The sequence below is a fragment of the Flavobacterium sp. W22_SRS_FP1 genome (assembly GCF_052113685.1).
Lineage (GTDB): Bacteria > Bacteroidota > Bacteroidia > Flavobacteriales > Flavobacteriaceae > Flavobacterium.
In genome coordinates, this window is sequence record NZ_JBGQOE010000013.1 from 65464 (window position 1) to 88416 (window position 22953).

The 22953-nt window shown below is 36.6% G+C and carries 18 protein-coding genes and 2 tRNA genes; 14 read left to right on the plus strand and 6 right to left on the minus strand.

Annotation, left to right across the window (positions count from 1 at the left end; genetic code table 11):
• Positions 1-10: 10 nt before the first annotated feature.
• The 4 genes from leuB to leuC form a co-directional block, all read right to left on the minus strand.
• Positions 11-1072, minus strand: a complete 1062-nt coding sequence (gene leuB / locus ACEN2H_RS09230; RefSeq protein ID WP_441732049.1) for a 3-isopropylmalate dehydrogenase — start codon at positions 1070-1072, stop codon at positions 11-13.
• 91 nt (positions 1073-1163) lie between these two features.
• Complete coding sequence (locus tag ACEN2H_RS09235; RefSeq protein ID WP_441732050.1) at positions 1164-2687, minus strand: alpha-isopropylmalate synthase regulatory domain-containing protein; 1524 nt, start codon at positions 2685-2687, stop codon at positions 1164-1166.
• A 121-nt stretch (positions 2688-2808) separates the two neighbouring features.
• Complete coding sequence (gene leuD / locus ACEN2H_RS09240; RefSeq protein ID WP_441732051.1) at positions 2809-3405, minus strand: 3-isopropylmalate dehydratase small subunit; 597 nt, start codon at positions 3403-3405, stop codon at positions 2809-2811.
• Positions 3406-3490: 85 nt separating this feature from the next.
• A complete protein-coding gene (leuC, locus tag ACEN2H_RS09245) occupies positions 3491-4891 on the minus strand; it encodes a 3-isopropylmalate dehydratase large subunit (protein ID WP_441732052.1) in 1401 nt (466 codons plus the stop codon).
• Positions 4892-5563: 672 nt separating this feature from the next.
• On the opposite strand from leuC, the gene dnaE reads away from it, so the two are divergent.
• The 6 genes from dnaE (at position 5564) to ACEN2H_RS09275 (ending at position 13223) form a co-directional block, all read left to right on the plus strand.
• Positions 5564-10099 carry a DNA polymerase III subunit alpha gene (dnaE, locus tag ACEN2H_RS09250; RefSeq protein WP_441732053.1) on the plus strand — a complete coding sequence of 1512 codons (4536 nt, stop codon included), beginning with the start codon at positions 5564-5566 and terminating at the stop codon, positions 10097-10099.
• A gap of 202 nt (positions 10100-10301) precedes the next feature.
• Complete coding sequence (trxA, locus tag ACEN2H_RS09255; protein WP_441732054.1) at positions 10302-10619, plus strand: thioredoxin; 318 nt, start codon at positions 10302-10304, stop codon at positions 10617-10619.
• 148 nt (positions 10620-10767) lie between these two features.
• Positions 10768-11694 (plus strand): DUF58 domain-containing protein, encoded by a 927-nt coding sequence (locus ACEN2H_RS09260; RefSeq protein WP_441732055.1) that lies wholly within the window; start codon positions 10768-10770, stop codon positions 11692-11694.
• 85 nt (positions 11695-11779) lie between these two features.
• Positions 11780-11853, plus strand: a tRNA-Asp gene (locus tag ACEN2H_RS09265).
• A gap of 512 nt (positions 11854-12365) precedes the next feature.
• Positions 12366-12439 (plus strand) — tRNA-Asp (locus ACEN2H_RS09270).
• 307 nt (positions 12440-12746) lie between these two features.
• Positions 12747-13223 (plus strand): hypothetical protein, encoded by a 477-nt coding sequence (locus tag ACEN2H_RS09275; protein WP_441732056.1) that lies wholly within the window; start codon positions 12747-12749, stop codon positions 13221-13223.
• A 98-nt stretch (positions 13224-13321) separates the two neighbouring features.
• On the opposite strand, the gene ACEN2H_RS09280 is transcribed toward ACEN2H_RS09275, so the two are convergent.
• Entirely contained in the window at positions 13322-14419 is a 1098-nt protein-coding gene (locus tag ACEN2H_RS09280; protein ID WP_441732057.1) for a glycosyltransferase family 2 protein, read from the minus strand.
• A gap of 15 nt (positions 14420-14434) precedes the next feature.
• The gene (locus ACEN2H_RS09285; RefSeq protein WP_441732058.1) at positions 14435-15400 is read right to left on the minus strand and encodes a hypothetical protein; all 966 of its coding nucleotides are present in this window, start codon (positions 15398-15400) and stop codon (positions 14435-14437) included.
• A gap of 56 nt (positions 15401-15456) precedes the next feature.
• Here ACEN2H_RS09285 and ruvC point away from each other — a divergent pair, with 56 nt between their 5' ends.
• The 8 genes from ruvC to ACEN2H_RS09325 all read left to right on the plus strand — a co-directional run bounded on the left by ruvC (position 15457) and on the right by ACEN2H_RS09325 (position 22653).
• Positions 15457-16011 carry a crossover junction endodeoxyribonuclease RuvC gene (ruvC, locus tag ACEN2H_RS09290; protein WP_441732059.1) on the plus strand — a complete coding sequence of 185 codons (555 nt, stop codon included), beginning with the start codon at positions 15457-15459 and terminating at the stop codon, positions 16009-16011.
• Positions 16012-16152: 141 nt separating this feature from the next.
• On the plus strand, positions 16153-17280 hold the full coding sequence (hemW, locus tag ACEN2H_RS09295; RefSeq protein WP_441732060.1) for a radical SAM family heme chaperone HemW: 1128 nt from the start codon (positions 16153-16155) through the stop codon (positions 17278-17280).
• Positions 17281-17366: 86 nt separating this feature from the next.
• Positions 17367-17651, plus strand: coding sequence for a GIY-YIG nuclease family protein (locus tag ACEN2H_RS09300; protein ID WP_441732061.1), 285 nt, complete (start codon positions 17367-17369; stop codon positions 17649-17651).
• Between the two features lie 40 nt (positions 17652-17691).
• Positions 17692-18471: a cyclase family protein gene (locus ACEN2H_RS09305; protein WP_441732062.1), complete on the plus strand. Its 780-nt coding sequence runs from the start codon at positions 17692-17694 to the stop codon at positions 18469-18471.
• Between the two features lie 47 nt (positions 18472-18518).
• A complete protein-coding gene (locus tag ACEN2H_RS09310) occupies positions 18519-18878 on the plus strand; it encodes an MmcQ/YjbR family DNA-binding protein (protein ID WP_441732063.1) in 360 nt (119 codons plus the stop codon).
• A gap of 124 nt (positions 18879-19002) precedes the next feature.
• Positions 19003-19416 carry a response regulator gene (locus ACEN2H_RS09315; protein WP_441732064.1) on the plus strand — a complete coding sequence of 138 codons (414 nt, stop codon included), beginning with the start codon at positions 19003-19005 and terminating at the stop codon, positions 19414-19416.
• Positions 19417-19419: 3 nt separating this feature from the next.
• Positions 19420-19962, plus strand: a complete 543-nt coding sequence (locus ACEN2H_RS09320; RefSeq protein ID WP_441732065.1) for a heme NO-binding domain-containing protein — start codon at positions 19420-19422, stop codon at positions 19960-19962.
• Between the two features lie 6 nt (positions 19963-19968).
• A complete protein-coding gene (locus tag ACEN2H_RS09325) occupies positions 19969-22653 on the plus strand; it encodes a PAS domain S-box protein (protein WP_441732066.1) in 2685 nt (894 codons plus the stop codon).
• Positions 22654-22953: the final 300 nt, after the last annotated feature.

Here is a 22953-nt window from a genome sequence, read left to right on the forward strand (position 1 = left end):
TTTCTGTTTATTACAAATTAGCTACTAGCCAATCTCCAACATCGCTTGTTTTATAGGCTGTTGCTCCTTTAGCAGCTAAGTCCTCGGTTACAATCCCTTTTTCTAATGATTTATTTACTGCTGCTCTAATTGTAGCCGCTTCTTCATGTAGTCCAAAAGCATCTTCAAACATCATCGCTGCAGATAATATCGTAGCTAATGGATTAGCGATATTTAATCCTGTTGCTTGTGGGTAAGACCCGTGGATAGGTTCATATAATGAAGTGTGTTCTCCTACTGATGCTGATGGCATTAACCCCATAGATCCAGAAATTACAGAAGCTTCGTCAGTTAAGATGTCACCAAATAAGTTTTCGGTGATTAAAACGTCATATGAATTAGGCCATTGCACCAAACGCATGGCTACAGCATCCACAAATTCATAACTTACTTCCACTTCCGGATAGTCTTTCTCCATTGCCTGAACCGTCTCTCTCCACAAACGGGAAGTTTCTAAGACGTTGGCTTTATCCACGCAGCATAGTTTTTTGGTACGGGTCATGGCCAATTCGAAACCTTTCTTTGCTAAACGCTGCACTTCTGCTCTAGTATAAGTACAAGTGTCATATGCCGTTTCCCCATCGTCTTTCCTTCCTTTTTCACCAAAATAAATTCCGCCGGTAAGTTCTCTCAAAAACACTAAATCGGTTCCTTCAATTCGTTCTCTTTTCAACGGTGAATTGTCTATCAATGAGGGAAAAGTAAATGTGGGACGCACATTGGCAAACAGGCCTAATTTTTTTCGCATCAACAGTAAACCTTGTTCCGGTCTAACAGTAGCTTTGGGATCATTGTCAAACTTTGGATGTCCAACGGCTCCAAATAGAACGGCATCGGCAGCCATGCAAATTTCATGCGTTTCGTCCGGATAAGGAACACCAACGGCATCAATGGCGCAAGCTCCTGTAAGAGCTGGTGTCCAAGTGATTTCATGCTTGAATTTTTTCGCAATGGCGTTAGAGACCTTTACAGCTTCGTTGATTACCTCTGGTCCGATTCCGTCTCCTGCCAATAGTGCTATTGTATATTTCATCTATTTATAGTTTTGTTTTCCTCCCATTACCCTCCAGAAAAGGGGAAGGTTATTGGGATAGGATTTATTATATTTCTTTAATTTTTCTAAATTATTTCGTTACTACATTCAGCATTTTCTGGGTTGCTACGATTGCGGCGACGGTTTGGTCAGAGTCCAGTCCCCTGGTTTTAAATTCTTTTCCGTTAATGGTCCAGGTGATTATGGTTTCACATAAAGCATCCGAACTGCTGCCGGGGGGAATTCTTACCGCATAATCGATCAGTTTTGGCAATGCTAATTGCTTACTCGTATATATTTTGGCCAATGCATTCATGAAAGCGTCAAATTGCCCGTCTCCTTGAGCATGCTCTTCAATGACCTCGCCGTCTATTTTCAGACAGAGGGTTGTTGAAGGGCGCAAACCTTTAGCATGCGACAAAACATAAGATTCCACAATGATTTTTTCTTGATAGGTTTGACTGTCCAAAACATCAGAAATGATGTATGGCAAGTCTTCTTTGGTAACCGTTTCTTTTTTGTCGCCCAATTCAATAATCCGTTGGGTGACTAATTTCAAATCTTCCTGATTTAATTTCAAACCCAATTCTTGAAGGTTTTTTTCGATATTTGCTTTTCCGGATGTCTTTCCCAGTGCATATTGTCTTTTTCTTCCAAATCGCTCCGGAAGTAAGTCATTAAAATACAAGTTGTTTTTATTGTCGCCATCTGCATGGATGCCTGCTGTTTGCGTAAACACATTGTCTCCCACAATAGGTTTGTTGGCCGGGATTCGGTATCCTGTGAAAGTCTCCACCAACTTACTCACCGAGTAAAGAGAAGATTCCTTGACGTTAATTTTTATTTCAGGCATGAAATCATTGATTACGGCAACAGTACTTTCAAGAGGTGCATTTCCTGCGCGTTCTCCCATCCCGTTTACAGTGACATGTAAACCTTTGATGCCCGCTTTCAGTGCTTCCATTACGTTGGCAATGCTTAAATCATAATCATTATGCGCGTGGAAATCAAAATGGATATTAGGGTATTTCGCGGTGATTTTTGAAATAAATTCAAAAGTTTGTGATGGGATAAGAACCCCTAAAGTATCAGGCAACAATATCCTTTTCACGGGTTGGGTTGACAAGAAATCCAAAAACTGAAAGACATATTCCGGGGAATTGCGCATACCGTTACTCCAGTCTTCCAGATAGACATTAGTGTCAATGTCGTTTGCTTGCGCTAAGGCAATCGTTTGGGCAATTTCGGAAAAATGTTGTTCGGGCGTTTTCTTCAATTGATGTTTCAGATGATTCATGGACCCTTTGGTCAACAAATTCTGGACTTTGGCCCCCGCTTTCTTCATCCAATCGATAGATAGTCCGCCGTCGACAAAAGTTAAAACTTCGATTCTGTCGTTGTATCCTTTTTCATTGGCCCAGGTCATGATCCCTCTAACTCCTTGAAATTCCCCCTCGCTCACTCGGGCGGAAGCGACTTCGATGCGATCAATATTTAATTCCTCCAATAACAATTGTGCAATGGTTAGTTTTTCTGCAGCAGAAAATGATACTCCCGAGGTCTGTTCCCCGTCACGAAGCGTCGTGTCCATTATCTCAACTTTTCTTTTTTCCATTTTTAAATTTGATGCTAATACGATTTTAAACATTTCTGTAATCGTACAATTGTATTTTATATGATCGTAAAAACAGTCAGTTCTTTAATAAAGTCAAGCTGACTGCTTTTTTATTGGTTTTTTAATAGGGAAGCTTGTCAGCAAATTCTACTACTTCCTTTTTTATGTTTTGTAGGTAGTCAATGTCGTCAAAGCCATTGATCATGTTGTCTTTTTTGTATCCTGAAATGTCAAAAGACTCCTTCTCTCCCGTCACTTTAAGTGTGATTGTTTGTTCAGGAAGGTTGACTTCAAGTTCCGTTTCTGGATCTGCTTCGATGGCTTTGAAAATTTTGTCCGCAAATTCAGCGCTAACCTGAACGGGCAGAACGCCAACATTCAGACAGTTGTTTCTAAAGATATCGGCAAAAAAGCTGGAGACCACACATCTGAAACCGTAATCATAAACGGCCCAAGCCGCATGTTCTCTTGAGGAGCCAGATCCGAAGTTTCTTCCTCCGACAAGGATTTTTCCACTGTATGTCGGATTGTTCAAAACGAAATCTGATTTTGAGGAACCGTCATTGTTGTATCGCCAGTCACGGAAAAGGTTGTCGCCGAAACCAACACGCTCTGTTGCCTTAAGGAAACGGGCAGGAATTATTTGATCCGTATCTACATTTTCAATAGAAAGTGGAACTGCTGTACTTGTAAGTATATTAAATTTATCGTAAGCCATTTTTGTTTTGTTTTGAACTACAGGATTAGGTTTAAAGGTTTACTGCAGTTGTGTGTTTATATTGTAGAACATTTGCTTTTGCAAATTAGGAAGCTATCAAATCTCGGGGGTCTGTTAACACTCCCGTTACCGCAGCAGCAGCAGCCATAAATGGGCTTGCTAATAATGTTCTCGAGCCAGGTCCTTGACGTCCTTCGAAATTTCTGTTGGAAGTACTCACCGAGTATTTACCGGCAGGAACCTTATCGTCATTCATCGCTAAGCAAGCGGAACATCCTGGTTGGCGTAATACGAAGCCTGCATCAGTCAATATGTCAAGAATTCCTTCTTCTTTTATTTGTGCTTCCACCACATGTGATCCTGGAACCAACCATGCCGTAACATTAGCTGCTTTTTGTCTTCCTTTTACAATAGAGGCAAAAGCTCTAAAATCTTCGATTCGGCCATTAGTACAGCTACCTAAGAAAACATAATCGATCTGCTTTCCTATCATAGCTTCGCCTTGGTTGAAACCCATATATCCTAAAGATTTTTTGTAGGTTTCTTCCCCTTCTGCAACATCTTTTGAGCTGGGGATACTTTTAGAAATTCCTAGGCCCATACCTGGATTAGTACCATAGGTAATCATTGGCTCAATATCTGAAGCTTCAAAGTTGATTTCTTCGTCAAATTTTGCGTCAGCGTCTGTTTTTAATGTTTTCCAATATGCTACTGCTGTATTCCAAGCTTCGCCTTTTGGAGCATATAGACGGCCTTCTAAATAATCGAAAGTAGTTTGGTCTGGAGCAATCATTCCGCCACGAGCTCCCATTTCGATACTCAAATTACAAACGGTCATCCGACCTTCCATAGTCATGTCTTCAAAAACCTTCCCTGCGTATTCCACAAAATAACCTGTAGCACCTGAGGTAGACAGCTTTGATATTATATAGAGCGCAACATCTTTTGGTGTAACTCCAAACTGAAGATCGCCGGCTACGTTAATAAGCATTTTTTTAGGTTTTGGCTGCATGATGCATTGTGTAGAAAGCACCATCTCTACCTCAGAAGTACCAATTCCGAAAGCTATAGCTCCGAAGGCTCCGTGAGTAGAAGTATGTGAATCTCCACAAACTATAGTGACACCAGGCAAGGTAATTCCGTTTTCAGGACCCACTACGTGCACGATTCCATTTTTTGCATTTCCTAATCCCCAATGGCTGATGCCGTATTCTTTAGCATTTTCTTCCAATGCTTTAAGTTGATTTGCGGACAAGGGATCTTCAACAGGCAAATGTTGATTTATGGTTGGAGTATTGTGATCGGCAGTAGCGAAAGTACGCTCTGGGTACAAAACCGAGATGCCTCTTTCTTTTAGACCTAAAAAAGCAACGGGACTAGTCACTTCATGAATGAAATGACGGTCAATAAAAAACACGTCTGGTCCATCTTCAATTTTACGCACCACGTGCGAATCCCATACTTTGTCAAATAATGTAGTACTCATTTTAAATATTTTTTAAGTGTATTTCTTCTTTTAGGAATCGTTAAACGGTTCATAATTGTAACAATGAGCGCAAATTTACAAAAAGAAACAAAGTGGACAATTTGGGTTTTTCATTATATACGATACCCAAACCCTTTTTACGGAACCTGATGACTTATATTTTAATGTTTCTTGTTTTGTCGAGTAATCTGAATTTGTTTTTAATTTCTTTGATCGTTATTTAGGATGTGGGTTTTGTTGTTTTGTGACGTTAGTTATTTCTTAATTTGAGCGTTTAAAAAACGAATTATGTTGAGTAAAAGTAAGTTTAAAGCCAATTGTTTTAATAAATAGATAATATCTCGTTGTTTTTGTATTTTAAAAAACGGGTCTTTTTGTTTGTCGCTTTTCGACAATAAGCGGTTTTTTGGTGGAATATACACTGCTGTTTTTTTGACTAGATAGTACGACATCCAAAAAAATGTTTTGCGGGTGATTTATTACTTTGTTGTACCATTTTAGAAATTAATAAGTTTAAAATTACAGGATGAACGGATTCCTTATTTAGTTATTGGTTTTGAATTTTTCATCAATATTTGTTGATAACTTGCCTCCGTTCTTACTTGAAAAAAACCTAAATTTGAAATTCATTTTTTGTAATTTATTTAATTTACAATCAGCTGATATACAAATATGTACTTAATATTCGATACTGAAACGACAGGATTACCAAAGCGTTGGGATGCGCCCATAACGGATACAGCCAACTGGCCGCGTTGTATACAAATTGCCTGGCAGCTGCATGACGATATGGGGAAACTCATCGAGCATCAGGACTACTTAGTAAAACCAGAAGGCTTTAATATTCCGTATGATGCAGAGCGAATCCACGGGATTTCTACTGAGTTGGCACAAGCCGAAGGGATTGCTTTGGCAGAAGTATTGGAGAAATTCAATGTTGCTTTAGGTAAGGCTAAATTTATTGTAGGGCAAAATCTCGGTTTTGATGTCAATATTATGGGTTGTGAATTTCATCGTTTAGCTGTTCAAAGTCCAATGGCTTCAATGCCTGTTTTGGATACTTGTACGGAAGTGACTGCAAAGTTATTGGAATTGCCTGGAGGTCGTGGAGGTCGTTTCAAATTACCAACACTTACTGAATTACATCAGTATTTATTCAACAAACCATTTTCGGAAGCGCATAATGCAACTGCCGATGTGGAGGCAACTACACGTTGTTTTTTGGAGCTAATTCGTAGAGAAAATTACACTCCTGAAAAGCTAGATGTTCCCGCAAGTTATTTTCAGGATTTCCAAAGTAAGAATCCAAGTGAGATTAAACTCATTGGTTTAAAACACATTAATTTAAAAGAAGCTTCTGATAAAATTCGTCAGCAGTTTGGAGAAAAGCAGACTGAGACAATTTCAAAACAAGAGCTTTCTCAAAACAAGAAAGTGCTTGTGGATACTGATTTTGTGCATTTGCACAACCATACACAATTTTCTGTTTTACAGTCTACGATTAGTATTCCAGCATTAGTAAAAGCGGCTTCACAACAAAAGATGCCTGCCGTAGCTATGACAGATCACGCTAATTTGATGGGTGCTTTTCACTTTGTAAGGGATGTTCTAAATCATAATAAAGCGGCGGAAGTCAAGAATGCAGCCGCAATTGAAAACGGGGAGGAACCTACTGAGGTTCCTATGAAACCAATTGTCGGTTGTGAGTTTTTTGTCTGTGAAGATCACAAAGACAAATCACGTAAAGACAATGGATACCAAATAGTGCTTTTGGCAAAGACCAAAAAAGGATACCATAATTTGGCCAAAATGTCTTCGATTGCCTACACAGAAGGGTTTTATTATGTGCCCAGAATCGATCGAAAGGTCATTCAGCAGTTTAAGGAAGACATTATTGTCTTATCCGGAAATCTATATGGTGAGATTCCTAGCAAGGTTTTAAATCTTGGTGAAAACCAAGCCGAAGAAGCCTTAATCTGGTGGAAGGGAGAGTTCAAAGATGATTTTTATATTGAGGTGATGCGTCACAATCAAGAAGATGAAAATCGGGTAAATACCACTTTGATTGCCTTGGCGAGAAAGCATGAGGTTAAAATTGTTGCTACTAACAATACTTTTTATATAGATAAAGAAAATGCCAATGCGCACGATATTTTGCTTTGTGTACGCGATGGCGAAAAACAAACTACGCCCATAGGTCGTGGTCGTGGCTATCGCTTTGGGTTGCCCAATCAAGAATACTATTTCAAGACAGGGGAAGAGATGAAGAAACTCTTCACTGATTTGCCCGAATCTATTTCTAACTTAAGTGAAATTGTCGATAAAATTGAAATTTATAATTTGGCACGTGAAGTTTTGTTGCCCAAATTTGACATTCCAGATGAGTTTGACGTGGCGCAAGACGCTGTTGATGGGGGAGTGCGAGGGGAAAATGCTTATTTGAGACATCTCACCTACGAAGGGGCAAATAGAAGGTATCCTGAAATCACGGAGGTAATACGAGAGCGTCTTGACTTTGAGTTACTGACGATTTCTAACTCTGGTTATCCTGGATATTTCTTAATTGTACAGGATTTAATTGCCGAAGCGAGGAGCATGGGCGTTTCTGTAGGTCCGGGAAGGGGATCTGCAGCGGGATCGGTTGTGGCGTATTGTTTAAAAATAACCAATATTGACCCGCTAATGTACAACCTGCTTTTTGAGCGTTTTCTTAATCCCGATCGTGTGTCGCTACCCGATATTGATATCGATTTTGATGATGAAGGACGAAGCAGTGTGATGGATTATGTGATTCGAAAATACGGTTCGAAACAAGTGGCACAAATTATCACCTATGGTAAAATGGCAACTAAATCGGCTATTCGTGACACGGCTCGTGTGCTAGATTTACCATTGTTTGAAGCCGATAAAATAGCGAAGTTAATTCCGGGTATGATGCCTGGAAAATGGAATCTGGCTCGATTTTTAAATGAAGACGAAGCATTAATAAGAAAAGCTGTTCGTCCAGAAGAGTTTGATAAAATAAAAGAATTAATCGCTCTGGCAAGTGAAGATGATTTAGGTGGTGAAACCATTCAACAAGCCAAAGTTCTGGAAGGAAATTTGAGAAATACGGGTATTCATGCTTGTGGGGTGATTATTACTCCAAGTGATATTACTGATTTTGTTCCTGTGGCTACGGCCAAAGATTCTGATTTGTATGTGACCCAGTTTGATAACTCGGTAGTGGAAACCGCCGGATTGTTAAAGATGGACTTCTTGGGTTTGAAAACCCTTACCCTTATTAAAGACACGGTTAAATTAGTAAAATATAGAAATGGAATCGACCTTAACCCAGATGAATTCCCGATTGATGATGTAAAAACATACGAGCTTTTTCAGCGAGGAGAAACGGTGGGAATTTTCCAATATGAATCTGCAGGAATGCAGAAGTACATGAAGGAATTGAAACCAACGGTTTTTCCCGATTTGATTGCCATGAATGCCTTGTATCGACCAGGTCCAATTGCCTATATTCCTAGTTTTGTAAAAAGGAAAAATGGTGAAGAGGAAATTATATATGACCTTGAAGCCTGCGAGGAGTTGCTGAAGGATACCTACGGAATTACCGTTTACCAAGAACAGGTAATGCTTTTATCCCAAAAGCTCGCTGATTTCTCGAAAGGGGATGCCGATGTATTGCGTAAAGCGATGGGAAAAAAGCAAAAAGATGTCTTGGATAAAATGAAGCCTAAGTTTATTAGTCAGGCTGCAGCCAAAGGGCATCCCGAAGACAAGCTGGAAAAAATATGGAAAGACTGGGAAGCTTTTGCCGAGTATGCCTTTAATAAATCACACTCTACCTGTTATGCTTGGATTGCTTATCAAACAGCCTATCTAAAAGCGAATTACCCTGCTGAATATATGGCAGCGGTGTTGTCTAATAACATGAGCGACATCAAGCAAGTTTCTTTCTTTATGGAAGAATGTAAACGAATGGGGCTTGAAGTATTAGGGCCGGATGTAAATGAGTCTTTTTATAAATTCACCGTTAACGACAATTACGCCGTGCGTTTTGGTATGGGAGCCATAAAAGGTGTCGGTGCCGGTGCTGTTGCAGCTATAGTTGAACAAAGGAAAGACGGAAAATACAAGTCGATTTTTGACTTGACTAAGCGAATTGATTTGCGTGCCGCCAATAAAAAAGCTTTGGAAAGTTTGGCATTGGCCGGAGGGTTTGATTCCTTTTTGGGAACAACTCGTGCTCAATATTTTCATGATGATGGAGACGGAATTACCTTTTACGAAAAAGCGATTCGCTATGGCGCAAAATTTCAAGAGAATGAGAATTCATCGCAGGTAAGTTTGTTTGGAGAAAGTAGTGATGTGCAAATTGAAGAACCAGTTGTGCCACCTTGTGAAGATTGGAGTACGATGGAAAAACTGGCCAAAGAAAAGGAAGTAGTTGGGATATATATATCGGGACATCCATTAGATGATTACAAGTTTGAGATGAAATATTTTTGTAATGCCAAGCTAGAAGCACTCAGAAGTATGGAGCTTTATGTGGGTAAAACTCTTAATTTTGGTGGGATTATAAATGATGTTCAACACAGAGTAGCCAAAAACGGAAAAGGTTGGGCGATATTTACATTAGAGGGATATGATGAAAGTTATGAGTTTAAGATCTTTGGTGAAGAGTACTTGAAGTTTCGTCATTTCTTGATTCAGAATAACTTTACTTATATGAAAATATCGGTCAAAGAGGGCTGGACAAATCAGGATACCGGTAAGAAAAGCGATCCAAGGATTCAGTTTAGCTTGGTTCAATACTTACAAGATGTATTGGATACCTTTGCCAAAAAATTAATTGTTTTGTTGAATATTACGGATCTGCAGACAGAGCTTATTCATAAATTAAGTCATCTTTTTCAAGAAAACAAAGGAGATAACGTAGTCTCGTTTGAAATTATGGAATTGGAGAAAGTCAAGAGAATTATTGAAACTGCTCCGCTTCTTTTAGAAAGTGGAGGAGATGATTTTGTGGAAGGAGATGACGATGCTGAAGTTTCTGAGGCTGGAGAAAAGGAAGCTTTAGCAGTGACAGAAGTGGAGGAAATAAAAGTGGTGACCAAGTTAACAATGCCAAGCAGAAGGCTAAAGATCAAAATATCTAACGAACTATTGGTTGAGTTAGAAAAAATGCAAATTAATTTTAAGCTGAATTAGTTTTAAGTACAAAAAGATATCGCGAAGAGCAGTAAACGCTAGCGAACCAATAAAAATTGTAGCTACAATGAGATAAATAGCAATTTTCAATCCTTTCATAACCAAAACTAATTTGTGAATAGCGTTTCATTTGTTTTTAATTTCTAAATTTGTACTCTAGTTTTGAATACGATTAAAACTTTAAACTTTAAACAAAGATATTATGGCATTAGCAATAACAGACGCTACTTTTGAAGAAGTAGTTTTGAAATCAACAAAACCAGTAATGGTAGATTTTTGGGCAGCATGGTGCGGGCCTTGTAGAATGGTAGGTCCAATCATTGAGGAATTGAGTACTGAATATGAAGGAAAAGTGGTGATTGGGAAAATAGATGTTGACGCAAACCAAGAATTTGCAGCAAAATACGGAGTGAGAAACATACCAACGGTTTTGGTTTTTCAAAACGGAGAAGTAGTAGGAAAACAAGTAGGTGTAGCTCCTAAACAAACCTACGCAGATAGTTTAGACGCGTTGTTGTAATCAGTAGATTACAATTTATATAGGAAAGGTTTGGCGAAAGTCAAACCTTTTTTTTATTTAAGCTAAATTTATATCAGCTTCATTATTTAGTTTTATTTCTGTAATCTTTTAATTTTTAAATCATTCAATCTTTTAATAACTTTGAAAGATGAAGATTGAATCGCAAATAGAAAAAATTTCTAGGTTTCAGCATCTTGAATTGTTGGCCAATCAAGTTGTGGAAGGATTTATTTCCGGAATGCACAAAAGCCCCTTTCATGGCTTTTCGGCAGAATTTGCCGAGCACAAGCTATATAATGTTGGAGAAAGCACCAAGCATATTGACTGGAAGTTATTTGCTAAGACGGATCGCTTGTACACTAAACGCTTTGAGGAAGAAACCAATATGCGTTGTCATATTATCATCGATAACTCCTCATCGATGCACTACCCAAAACTAAAAGAAAGTCAAGCCTTTTATGAAAGCAAAATTGGATTCTCCGTTTTGGCCTCGGCGGTTTTAATGGATTTGTTAAAGAAACAAAGGGATGCGGTGGGCTTGAGCGTGTTTTCTGATAGTTACGAGTACTATGCTCCTGAAAAGGGAAGTGATCGCCATCACCGAATGATTCTAAACGCACTTGAAAAACTTTTGCAAAGCTCAGTGACTACTAAAAGTACTGATACCGTCACTTTTTTACACCAAATTGCAGAAAAGATACATCGCCGCTCGATGATTATCCTTTTTACGGATATGTTTCAGTCTGGAGAGGAGGAAGCGCTGCTGAATGCGCTGCAACATTTGAAGCACAATAAACACAAGGTGGTCTTATTTCATGTCGTGGACACTAAAACGGAGTTAGATTTCGATTTCGATAACACCCCAAGAAAATTTATTGACGTGGAAACTGGTGAAGAAATTTCTGTTTTTGCCGATAATGTGAAGCAGGAATACGAAAAAAAAGCCCAGTTGTATTTTAAAAAGTTGGCGTTAAGCTGTGCTCAGAACAGGATTAAGTACATTCCTGTAAATGTTGGCGAAAATTTCGAAAGAATTTTATTGACATATTTGGCTGAGAAACAAAACTTTGGATAGTTATTCGAGAAAAAAGCTTTTTTTTTGGCAAAAACGTTTGTGTAACTCGAAATCTATTGTATCTTTGCCACCGCAATAATGAGTGGGTCTGGTAGTTCAGTTGGTTAGAATACCTGCCTGTCACGCAGGGGGTCGCGGGTTCGAGTCCCGTCCAGACCGCATATTGGGGAGAGCCTTTCTTAACAGAAAGGCTTTTTTGCCCCCATAAAGTATCTAAAGTTAGTTGTGTTGTTTGGTTAGCCTTTGTAAGCTAGCCAGGTTTAGTAGTTAGACCAATGAAAAGCTTTCCATTTACTCTGAATTTATTCAGGATTTGGATGGCTTTTTTGATTTTAAGCTACCTCTGATCAATCATGAAACCTTAGTTCAGCCAAGCTATTTGCTGCGCTAAACGAGATGTACTATATTTTCTAGGCTTTCAAAAGTCAAATCAAATTTTTTTAATCGAGTTTTAAAAGCGATTAACGTCGAAATTGTGGTTTTAAAAGTAAGAGAAGACTAGCACTTTTAAAATAAGTATGGCAATTCTTGTTCTTCTGCCATGAGTTGACAGGGTCAATACATTTGAAATAAGATAGTTGAATAATAATTCAATTGATTTTTTTTTAAAAGTCCTAAACTCTTGTGAGAATCAACTTCTATTGTATCTTTGCCACCGCAATATAGCAGCTGGTCTGGTAGTTCAGTTGGTTAGAATACCTGCCTGTCACGCAGGGGGTCGCGGGTTCGAGTCCCGTCCAGACCGCAATATTGGTAGAGCCTTTCTTAACGGAAAGGCTTTTTTATTTCCGTAAACTATTAATTTTATTTGTGTTGATAGCAACGAGACTGGGTTTAGTAGTTAGACGGATGAAAAGCTTTTCGCCGCGGCGAATGGCTTTTTTGATTTTAGGGTAATTTGTTAATCGTAATAATAGCACCTATATTGACATACTCTACTGACAAATTAAAAGAAACGCTTTGCAGAAAGCGATGAAGATTAGTTGCTTTAAAAAGAATCTAAAAAATAATTGTATTTTTATAAAATATTAGTCTAATTCAAAAAACAGAGATTGAAGCACTATTACTTTTTTTTACTTTTTTTACTTTTTAATTCCTGCCAATATTTTGACAAGCAAGTGCCTTCGCAAAAGGAATTGCTGCAAAAGGAATTGAAAGCGATCAATTGGAAAGAAGTTGACGAATACCCATCATTTGTTGATTGTCAAAAAGTAGACGACAAAATACAGCGTCAAAACTGTTTTTTTCAATACCTGACTGAATTAATACAGGATAAACTAAGCAGTGATACGCTTTCAATACTCTATCCTGAATTAGATACCATAGAGGTAAAAGTTACTATCTTTCCCGATGCAAAGATGGAATTCGAACCTCAGTTTCTAAAGGATTCGGTCGCGTATGATACCATTAAGATTGACAGTATTTTGACAGCAAGGTTGGTTAATTTTCCAAAAGTGAATCCGGCAATTAAAAGAGGAATTCCAGTAAAAACACAATTTATACTTCCAGTAATTCTTAAAGTTGAGTGATTTTACGAAGCCATTTCTTGTTAAACACCGCAATTTTTTATGCTGACTACCATCATAAAAGAATTTTTATTTCTATCAGGGTAGGTCTTTGTCTTGAATCAAAACCGTCTCCCTTTCCATTCGTATTTTCCAAACAAAGAATAGAAAGCCACGCAAACGCTAAAAAAAGGGTAGAATAAGCTGCCCAAAATAAGGTAGCGGCTTTTTTGTCTTAGAAAAGTATTTGTTTTCGTAATCAAAATGGCGTCTACTAAAAACTTGAGTAGTAAAAAAACAATGAGATTTTCAACGGGTAGCAGTCCGAATATCCAGAACCCGACAGCCAGCAGTGCACATAAGTTGCCTATAAAAACAACAATACCTAAAAATTTTCCGAAACTACTTTGGTAGGAAGTCGTTTTTGAAGCCCAACGGACTCGTTGGTAAAATAAGGATTTCCAGTCATTCAATGGTTTCGTAGTAACTATGCTGTTCTTTGATTTTAAATAGCGGACTTTCCCCGGGAATAGCGCAACTGCTTTTTGCAGTAAAAAGACGTCGTCTCCACTAGCGATTTTATCGTTGCCGTCAAAGCCGTTCAATTCTTGAAAAAGTGTTTTGGTGTAAGCCAGGTTTGCACCATTGCACATAAATCCTCTTCCTATCCCAAAACTGCCGATGGTTGCTCCTTGAAGGCTCGCCAGGTCCAGTTGTTGGAATTGGTGTAGGAACGAATTTCCGCAATCGTAAGTTACCGCTCCAGCAATCATGGAAACGTCATGAGTCTGGATGTAATTATCAAAGGCCAGTAACCACTTAGGATTAACCACGCAATCAGCATCCGTTGTGATAATCCAATCCGTATTTACAACATTCATCGCGGTCACAATGGCATCTTTCTTAGGGGAGTTTGAAACTCGAATGTTTTTTATAACCCGAACACTAAATGCTGAACATTGAATACTAAACATTTCTTCAGAATCATCATCAACAAGAATTACATTCACCCAATCCATAGGATAATTTAAATTAGAGAAGCTATTCAATAGAGCGGGTAAATTTTTGGCTTCGTTTCGGAACGGGACAATAATGGTGAATTTAGTTGTGGGCTTTAGGTCTTTAGATTCAATTTTTTTTATTTTGTTAAAACCATAAACCATAAGCCCTATGGCAATGATATAAGTGGATATCGTTAAAAATAAAACAATTGTAATCATAATTATTTTATTAGGTTAGAGCTCTCTCTCCTTAGGAGAGAGTTGGGGAGAGGATTTAAAACTCAGTACATAATAACTACCAATGACCACCGGCAAAACAATATTTAGAAACCACATGAGCGTTGTTACAAAAATGACGATCCATTCGTTTACCCCCAGTATGCCAAAGAAAAATATAGCAACACTTCCTTTAACTGCAAAGTCCAAAAACTGAAACGACGGCAAGGAGGATGCCAAGAAATAAACGCTGGATACCGCAGCCATTAGCGTTAAATAAGTTAAGTCAACATCAAAAGCGAGAAATAAAAAATAGTATTGATGCGAAAAAACGAGATAGCGACAAATTCCTAAAAGTATATTTCGCTGATGTATTTTCTTAGGAATGCCATTTATTTTGTGAATGAGTCTTTCAATGGAGTAGCCTTTGATAGTCAATTTTTTTACTGAAAATAATAGAACTGAACTAAAGATTAGAATTCCAAAAAGGATAGCAACCGTTTTTGTAGTAATTACATTATAACTAGCATTAAAATACAACAAGCCAAATATTCCGATGATTACGGTAAGCACCATTTGAATTCCGTTACAAATCAGGTTCAGGAAAACTATTTTCTTGGTTTCTGATTTTTCATAATACAATGCTTTTCCGGCGTACTCGCCAACTCCGTTTGGCGTAAAAATCCCTGCGGTCAGTGCTGCCAAAACTTGTTTTGTAGCTTCAGAAACAGAAATAGGTTTAAGATAAGAAGCTAGATTTTGCCATTTCAAAATTTCAAAATACCGATTCAAGATGCTCAATAATAAAATAAAACTTATTCCCGCAACCGACTGGTTCTTTTTGAATTTGGCGGTAAACTGTACCCAATCGAGTTTGTCATTACTAGCCAGCTGATTGTAAATGAAATAAAATGCGGCACCCACAATCAAAACTTTGATTAGAAGTACGAGGAATTGTTTAGTTTTGTGAGGAATTGAAATCATGAGTGCAAAGAAAAGGAAAACTTTAAACTTGAAACCTTAAACTTGAAACAAAACTTTTGGCAAACGAGCGCATCATATTAGGAATTGACCCAGGAACGACCATTATGGGGTTTGGTTTGATAAAAATCGTAAACAAAAAAATGGAATTTTTGCAGCTCAACGAATTGCAATTGTCCAAATATGACAACCATTACCAGAAACTAAAAATCATTTTTGAGCGCACCATTGAGTTGATCGACACCCATAACCCAGACGAAATTGCAATTGAAGCGCCTTTTTTTGGTAAAAATGTGCAATCGATGCTGAAGTTGGGACGAGCGCAAGGTGTTGCAATTGCTGCAGGCCTATCCCGAGACATTCCTATTACCGAATACGAGCCCAAGAAAATAAAAATGGCTATTACTGGAAACGGAAATGCCAGTAAAGAACAGGTGGCTAAGATGCTTCAGCAATTATTGGGACTAAAAGAACTGCCTAAAAACCTGGATAGCACCGATGGATTGGCAGCTGCGGTTTGTCACTTTTTCAATTCAGGAAAAGTGGTCGGAACGAAAAGCTACACTGGCTGGGATGCTTTTGTGAAACAAAACGAAGAACGAGTTAAGAAATAGTGATCAGTGGTCCGTGTTCAGTTGTGTTTATTGATTAGTGAAAAATTGTACACTGAGCAATTCCTGCAGACTTATGAATAGAGATACTGACCACCGAATACTTTTTTTTAAAACTGATCACTAAAAACTGAACACTACTACATGAGCGGCATCTATATACACATACCTTTCTGCAAGCAAGCTTGTCATTATTGCGACTTTCATTTTTCGACTTCGATGAAAAAGAAAGACGAGATGGTGTTGGCTTTGGCCAAAGAAATTCAAATGCGCAAAAGTGAATCGGATAATAAGCAAGTGGAAACGATTTATTTTGGAGGAGGAACGCCGAGCGTACTGACTGCTGAAGAAATTGACTTCCTAATTGCGGCAGTTTATAATAATTATGATGTTACAGAGAATCCTGAAATCACGCTCGAGGCGAATCCTGATGACTTATCGAGTGAAAGAATTCTTGAATTATCTAAAAGTAAAATCAATAGATTAAGTATCGGGATCCAGTCTTTTTTTGAAGATGATTTGAAGATGATGAATCGAGCGCACAATTCAGCGGAAGCCCAAAAATGTTTGGAAGAGGCAACCCGATATTTTGATAATATTTCCGTTGATTTGATTTATGGAGTTCCCGGTACGAGTAATGATAAATGGAAGCAAAATATCGAAAAGGCATTGTCTTTCGGGATTCCACATATTTCTAGTTATGCTTTGACGGTGGAGCCTAAAACTGCTTTGAAGAAATTAATTGATACGGGAAAAGTAGCAGAACCAAGTGATGAAGTAGCTCAAGAACATTTTGTGATTTTGGTAGAAACACTTCAAGCGAATGGTTTTATTCACTATGAGTTATCGAATTTTGGTAAGGAAAACTATTTTTCTAAGAATAATTCAGCCTATTGGCTTGGGAAAAAATATATAGGAATTGGACCTTCGGCACACAGTTATGATGGAATTTCTCGCAGTTGGAATATAGCTAATAATTCTTTATATATTAAGTCAATTGATACTGATAAACTTCCAAATGAAGTTGAAATATTAACAGATTCTGATCGTTATAATGAATATATAATGACTGGATTGCGAACTATTTGGGGCGTTTCATTAGGAAGAATCAAAAGGGAATTTGGACAATCCTATTTGGATTATTTAATGAAGCAAGCTCAGAAATTCTTAGACGATGATTTGGTTTGTATTGAAAATGATATTTTGAAACCCACAAAAAAGGGAAAATTTTTAACAGATGGGATAGCGAGTGATTTGTTTATCCTGAACTAGTTTCAGGATCTCAGGATTTCATGAACTAGCTTCAGGATCTAGTGAGTTGGGTTCAAGGGAAAGTTTATTTTTTAATTTATATTTAGATGGAAAAAGGATTTACATATATCTTGACAAATAAGAACCATACTGTTTTATATGTCGGAGCAACTAAAAACTTAAAAAATAGAATTGATCATCATATAAATGGTACAGGAGCATTATTTACAAAAAAGTACAATGCAACTATCTTGATTTATTTTGAAGAATTTTCAGATTTATCAAATGCCTTTGAAAGGGAAAAACAATTGAAGAATTGGCACAAAGATTGGAAATGGAACTTAGCAAAATTGTCTAATCCTGAATTAAAAGATTTATATTTGAAATTATAAAGGTATCTCGAGATGAGATACTGAAATAAATTCAGCATAAATGAAAACTACAATTCAACACAATAATACTACAATTCAAGTCGATTTGTCAAAACCCATTGATATTTCGATACCATTATCTAACACAGAGGATAACCCAATCGCTTGGTATGTCGAAAAACCGCAGATTGAGCCCGTTCGTTTTGGAGAATGGGTGGGGAAAGTATCTGGTGGGATGTCTTCTACAAATTTCAACAATATTCTTTTTAATCCTCATGGTCACGGAACACATACCGAATGCTTAGGCCATATCACGAGTGATTTTTATAGTGTGAACCAAGCCTTAAAACAGTTTTTCTTTATCGCAGAGTTGGTTTCAGTGCAACTGGAAGACCAACAAGGGGATCTTGTAATTACGAAAGAGGCTATATCAAAAGCTTTAAACAATAAAAGACCCGAAGCAATCGTCATCAGAACTTTACCTAATGACGCGGCTAAACTTTCGCTAAAATATTCTCATACTAATCCTCCTTTCCTCTCTGAGGAGGCTGCATTATTTCTTCGCGAAATCAGAATACAGCATTTGCTGATTGACTTGCCAAGTGTTGATCAGGAAAAAGATGAAGGAAAACTTTTGGCACACAAAGCATTTTGGAATGTTACCAATGTGAAAAATTTAAATCCAGATGCCAGATTAGATTGTACGATAACCGAAATGATATTTGTTTCTCAGGAGGTGCAAGACGGAAGTTATCTGTTGAATTTGCAAATAGCCTCTTTTGAGAATGATGCTAGTCCAAGTAAACCGGTCTTATTTTCTATTTTGGATGACAAGCAGTAAGTTTGTATTTTAAATACAGCATTTACAATTTAAAATTATTTTTAGAGATGGATCTAGGAAGCTTTTATGAATATTGCCTTTCTAAGAAAGGAGTAACAGAACATTTTCCCTTTGACCAAGACACTTTGGTGCTGAAAGTGGGTGGAAAAATGTTTGCTTTATCTTCATTAAGTCAATGGGAAAAAGGGGAGCCCTCCGTCAATTTGAAGTGTGACCCAGAACGCGCAGTTGCCTTTCGCGAACAATATGACGACATCAAACCGGGTTGGCACATGAGTAAAGTCCATTGGAACACAATTTCAATAAATAAAAAAGTTTCAGATGCCTTGATAAAACAATTAATAGACCATTCTTATGAATTGGTTTACAATGGTTTAACTAAAAAAAATCAAAAGGAGATTTCATAAAATCAGAAACCATTCGTCGATACATTTCAGTCATATAACTACACTAAGTGTAGTTTAATCTTAAATTCAATAGTTGTGTTCATACTATAACTATTTTTATTTATTATAATTTAGATAAGGGGATATGAATAGAGTGTTAAACATATTGTTGATAGAAGATGACACAATAGAAGTTATGAAATTCAATAGGGTTTTAAGTACTATGAATTTAAAACACAAGATCATTGAGGCAAACAATGGCGAAGAAGCTTTAACGATACTCAAGGTAAAAGAGATCATACCTGACATCATTATCTTGGATTTAAATATGCCCAAAATCAATGGAATAGAATTTTTGGGTATGTTAAAAGCAGATGATTATTTGAAATATATACCAGCGGTTATTTTGACAACTTCTAATAATCGTAAAGATGTTTTAGAATGTTACAGAAGTGGCGTGGCAGGTTATTTATTAAAACCGCTCAAATATGAGGATTATGTAGAGCTTATAAAAAGATTAATTGAGTATTGGAGTTGTAATGAATTTATATCACGGTAGGGTTTGTATGGAATTGTAAATAAAGCAATCGAAGAATTAGTTATAGCTAATTTTGGTGAAGTGAAATGGGAGGCCATTAAACTTCGAAGTGGAATAGACGTTGATTATTTTATAAGTACCGAACCCTACGATGATGACATTACATTTAAGTTAGCGCAAGCTATTTCGCAAGAAATGGGAATGACATTAAGTGCTGTTTTTGTTGCCTTTGGAGAATGGTGGGTTCTAAAAACTACCAAAGAAAAATACGGAGGATTAATGGAATCAGGAGGAAATAATTTGAAAGATTTTTTAATGAATTTACCTGCCTTTCATAATCGAGTAATGCTAATTTATCCCAAATTAACTCCGCCAGAATTTAGAGTTAGCGATATTACTGAAAACAGTATTAATTTACATTATTTTTCAAAAAGGGAAGGACTTCAGGATTTTGTTAGGGGCTTGATTCAAGGCTTAGGAATAATGTATACTACAGCAGTTACTATTAGTTTAATCCAGACTAGAGAAAAAGGTAGTACACATGAAGTTTTTAATATAAGTTGGTAACATAAGATGGAAAAACAAGAATTTAATTTTGATGAAAACAGCTTTAATGAGCTATTCCCTTTTTATTTACTAATAGATTCGGATTTAAAAATAAAAGGGTTTGGTAAAAGTTTAGCAAAAATTTTACCTTCGGTAAAAATAAATGACCCTTTTTTCGAGCTATTTCAACTCAAGAGACCTTCTTTAGAAGCGCTTAGCCTCGTAAGTTTGCGTGGTGTTTTTAATCAATTAGTTGTCATTGGAACAACTAGTGAAGGGCTTGATTTAAGAGGTCAGTTTCAGAAACACAATGATTCTGTTTTATTTGTAGGGTCTCCGTGGTTTACTTGTTTGAATCAAGTGACAGAAAACAGACTTCAACTTAACGATTTTGCTTTCCACGATCCTTTAGTAGACTTACTTCATGTTTTAAAAAATCAAGAAATTACAACCCAGGAGTTAAAAGAATTGTTAACTAAGATTAATAATCAAAAAAAAGAATTAAAAAGAGATCAGCATAAATTAAACAGACTTTCTCTTGTTGCTAGTGCTAATCTAAATGGTATTGTTTTTACGAAACCTGATGGGAAGATTTCTTGGTGTAATGATGCCTATTTAAAACTTTGTGGTTTTTCTAGAGAGGAAGTAATTGGAAAAACTCCTATAGAAGTTGGTACATGTGAGCATACAGATAAAGAAGGTTTAAAGAAGATGACTGTTCCATTTTTTAATGGAGAAATGTTTGATGTAGACTTGCTTCATGGTCGAAAAGACGGTAGTTATTTTTGGGCAAAGACAAAGGGTCAGCCTATTTTAGATTCAGAAGGTAAAGTTTCAGAGTACTTTGCTATGGTTGACGATATAACCGAAAAAAAGAATGCTGATTTTAGAAGAATTGAATCAGAAAACAGACTTTCGTTTCTTATTGTTAATCTGCAAACGGGTGTTATTCTAGAGGACGAAAATAGAAAACTTTTACAAGTGAGTAAGAAATTCTGCAGTATGTTTGGTATTGAAGGAGATCCGGATTCATTGATCGGTTTAGACTGTACCAATGCGGAACATGACTCCATGAAATTCTTTAAGAATCCTGATTTGTATTTGGAAAGGCTTATTAAAAGTTTAAATAGTAATGAGCCTGTTTATAACGAAGAAGTAGAATTAGTTGACGGTAGATTTTTTGAGAGAAGTTATATTCCCATTTTTAGAGATGGAATTTATAAAGGTCATCTTAGATCTTATGTTGATATTACTATAAAGAAGAAACTCGAGCAAATACTAAGAAACGAAAAGGAAAAATACGGGAATATTGTGGCTAATATGAACTTAGGTTTGATCGAGGTAGATCAAAATGATTGCATCACCTTAGCCAATCATAGTTTTTGTGATATTAGCGGATATAGTTTAGACGAGTTGATTGGGACTAAAGCATCAAGTTTGCTTTTTACAGAAGAAAGTGAGCAATTAACTAAGGCTAAAGATGAATTAAAAATTAAAGAGGTTACTGATTCCTATGAAATTCAAGTCAAAAATAAAAAAAGAGAATTAAGACATTGGTTAGTTAGCGGTGCTCGAAATTATGATATAAATGGAGGTGTTATAGGTTCAATAGGTGTTTATTTAGATATCACAGAACAAAAGGAACAGGAAGAGCAACTGTATTTACTTTCCTTAATTGCTGAAAAAAACATTAATGCAGTTGTGATTTATGACGTAGAGGGCAGGATAGAATGGGTTAACTCCAGTTTTGAAAGAATATCCGGTTATACAAATCAGGAATTAGTAGGCCTGATACCCGGCAATATATTGCGAGGTGTGGAAACTAATCCTGAAACAATTGACTACCTAAAAAATCAAATTAGTATCGGGCAACCCTTTAATTGTGAAATTATAAATTACTCTAAAACGGGAGAGAAATATTGGGTACAAATTCAAGGCCAAGCTTTATATAATAAAAAAGGGGAAGTAGTTAGGGTTTTTGCCATTGAAGAAAATATTACTGATAAAAAACTCTTAGAGTATCAAAGAGAAGTATTAGCAGAGAGTCTAGCTAAAACACATAAAGAACTCGAGGATTATGCTCAGATAGTCTCACACGATTTAAAATCTCCCTTACGCAGTATTCATTCTTTACTTACATGGATAAAAGAAGACAATGACAAGGTTTTTAATGAACAGACCTTGCAGTATTTCGGTATGATCGAGAATAAAGTAGAAAAGATGGATCATTTAATTCAAGGGATCTTAACCTATTCAAAAATTGATAAAGAAGATATAGTTAAAGAAAGTGTAAACATACAGCGAATGGTCGAAAGCATAATTGAAATTATACATATACCTGAACATATAAAGATTAGTATAAAAAACAAGTTGCCAATAATACATGCAGATCGCTATAGGATTCAACAGGTATTTCAGAATATAATAGGGAATGCGGTCAATTATATAGAAAGTAAATCAGGTTTAGTCGAAATTGCATCCGAAGAATTTAAGGGTCATTTTGTGTTTTCTATTAAAGACAACGGCGTAGGAATTGCTAAAGAGCATCACAAAAAAATATTCAATACGTTTCAATCGTATACTAAAAGTCAGGAGTCAACTGGACTTGGACTTGCCATAGTCAAAAAAGTGGTCGATGCCTACAATGGTGAAATTTGGGTCGAAAGTGTCTTGGGAGCAGGGGCTACTTTTTTCGTAAAGCTTAATAAATAAATTTGGAAAATTATATAAGCATTTGAAAAGAGCTGCTGTTTTTTCGATTTTAAAGTGTTAGTTAGAAAATCTAATGCATAAAACAATGGATCAAGTTTCTTATAGAAATAGGACATTCAGAAAAAGATTGCGGTTACGACTTTAATACTAATGACAAAGGAGAAGGTTTATAAAAGTACCGAACAAATTTTTTGATGTTTCTTATAAATTAGAAAATAATGATCCTCAATTAGTAGTAGGATTGCCGAATAGAAAAATTAATGTAAATTTATATAACGGACAATTTTTACTAAAAGCCAA

Excerpts from the sequence above, each read along its gene's own strand:
- leuD (WP_441732051.1), bottom strand. The coding sequence starts at position 3,405 with ATGGCTTACGATAAATTTAATATACTTACAAGTACAGCAGTTCCACTT.
- leuC (WP_441732052.1), bottom strand. The coding sequence starts at position 4,891 with ATGAGTACTACATTATTTGACAAAGTATGGGATTCGCACGTGGTGCGT.
- ACEN2H_RS09305 (WP_441732062.1), top strand. The coding sequence starts at position 17,692 with ATGAAAACTACAATTCAACACAATAATACTACAATTCAAGTCGATTTG.
- ACEN2H_RS09285 (WP_441732058.1), bottom strand. The coding sequence starts at position 15,400 with ATGATTTCAATTCCTCACAAAACTAAACAATTCCTCGTACTTCTAATC.
- ACEN2H_RS09300 (WP_441732061.1), top strand. The coding sequence starts at position 17,367 with ATGGAAAAAGGATTTACATATATCTTGACAAATAAGAACCATACTGTT.
- dnaE (WP_441732053.1), top strand. The coding sequence starts at position 5,564 with ATGTACTTAATATTCGATACTGAAACGACAGGATTACCAAAGCGTTGG.
- ACEN2H_RS09235 (WP_441732050.1), bottom strand. The coding sequence starts at position 2,687 with ATGGAAAAAAGAAAAGTTGAGATAATGGACACGACGCTTCGTGACGGG.
- hemW (WP_441732060.1), top strand. The coding sequence starts at position 16,153 with ATGAGCGGCATCTATATACACATACCTTTCTGCAAGCAAGCTTGTCAT.
- ACEN2H_RS09325 (WP_441732066.1), top strand. The coding sequence starts at position 19,969 with ATGGAAAAACAAGAATTTAATTTTGATGAAAACAGCTTTAATGAGCTA.
- ACEN2H_RS09315 (WP_441732064.1), top strand. The coding sequence starts at position 19,003 with ATGAATAGAGTGTTAAACATATTGTTGATAGAAGATGACACAATAGAA.
- ACEN2H_RS09280 (WP_441732057.1), bottom strand. The coding sequence starts at position 14,419 with ATGATTACAATTGTTTTATTTTTAACGATATCCACTTATATCATTGCC.
- leuB (WP_441732049.1), bottom strand. The coding sequence starts at position 1,072 with ATGAAATATACAATAGCACTATTGGCAGGAGACGGAATCGGACCAGAG.
- ACEN2H_RS09310 (WP_441732063.1), top strand. The coding sequence starts at position 18,519 with ATGGATCTAGGAAGCTTTTATGAATATTGCCTTTCTAAGAAAGGAGTA.
- ACEN2H_RS09260 (WP_441732055.1), top strand. The coding sequence starts at position 10,768 with ATGAAGATTGAATCGCAAATAGAAAAAATTTCTAGGTTTCAGCATCTT.
- trxA (WP_441732054.1), top strand. The coding sequence starts at position 10,302 with ATGGCATTAGCAATAACAGACGCTACTTTTGAAGAAGTAGTTTTGAAA.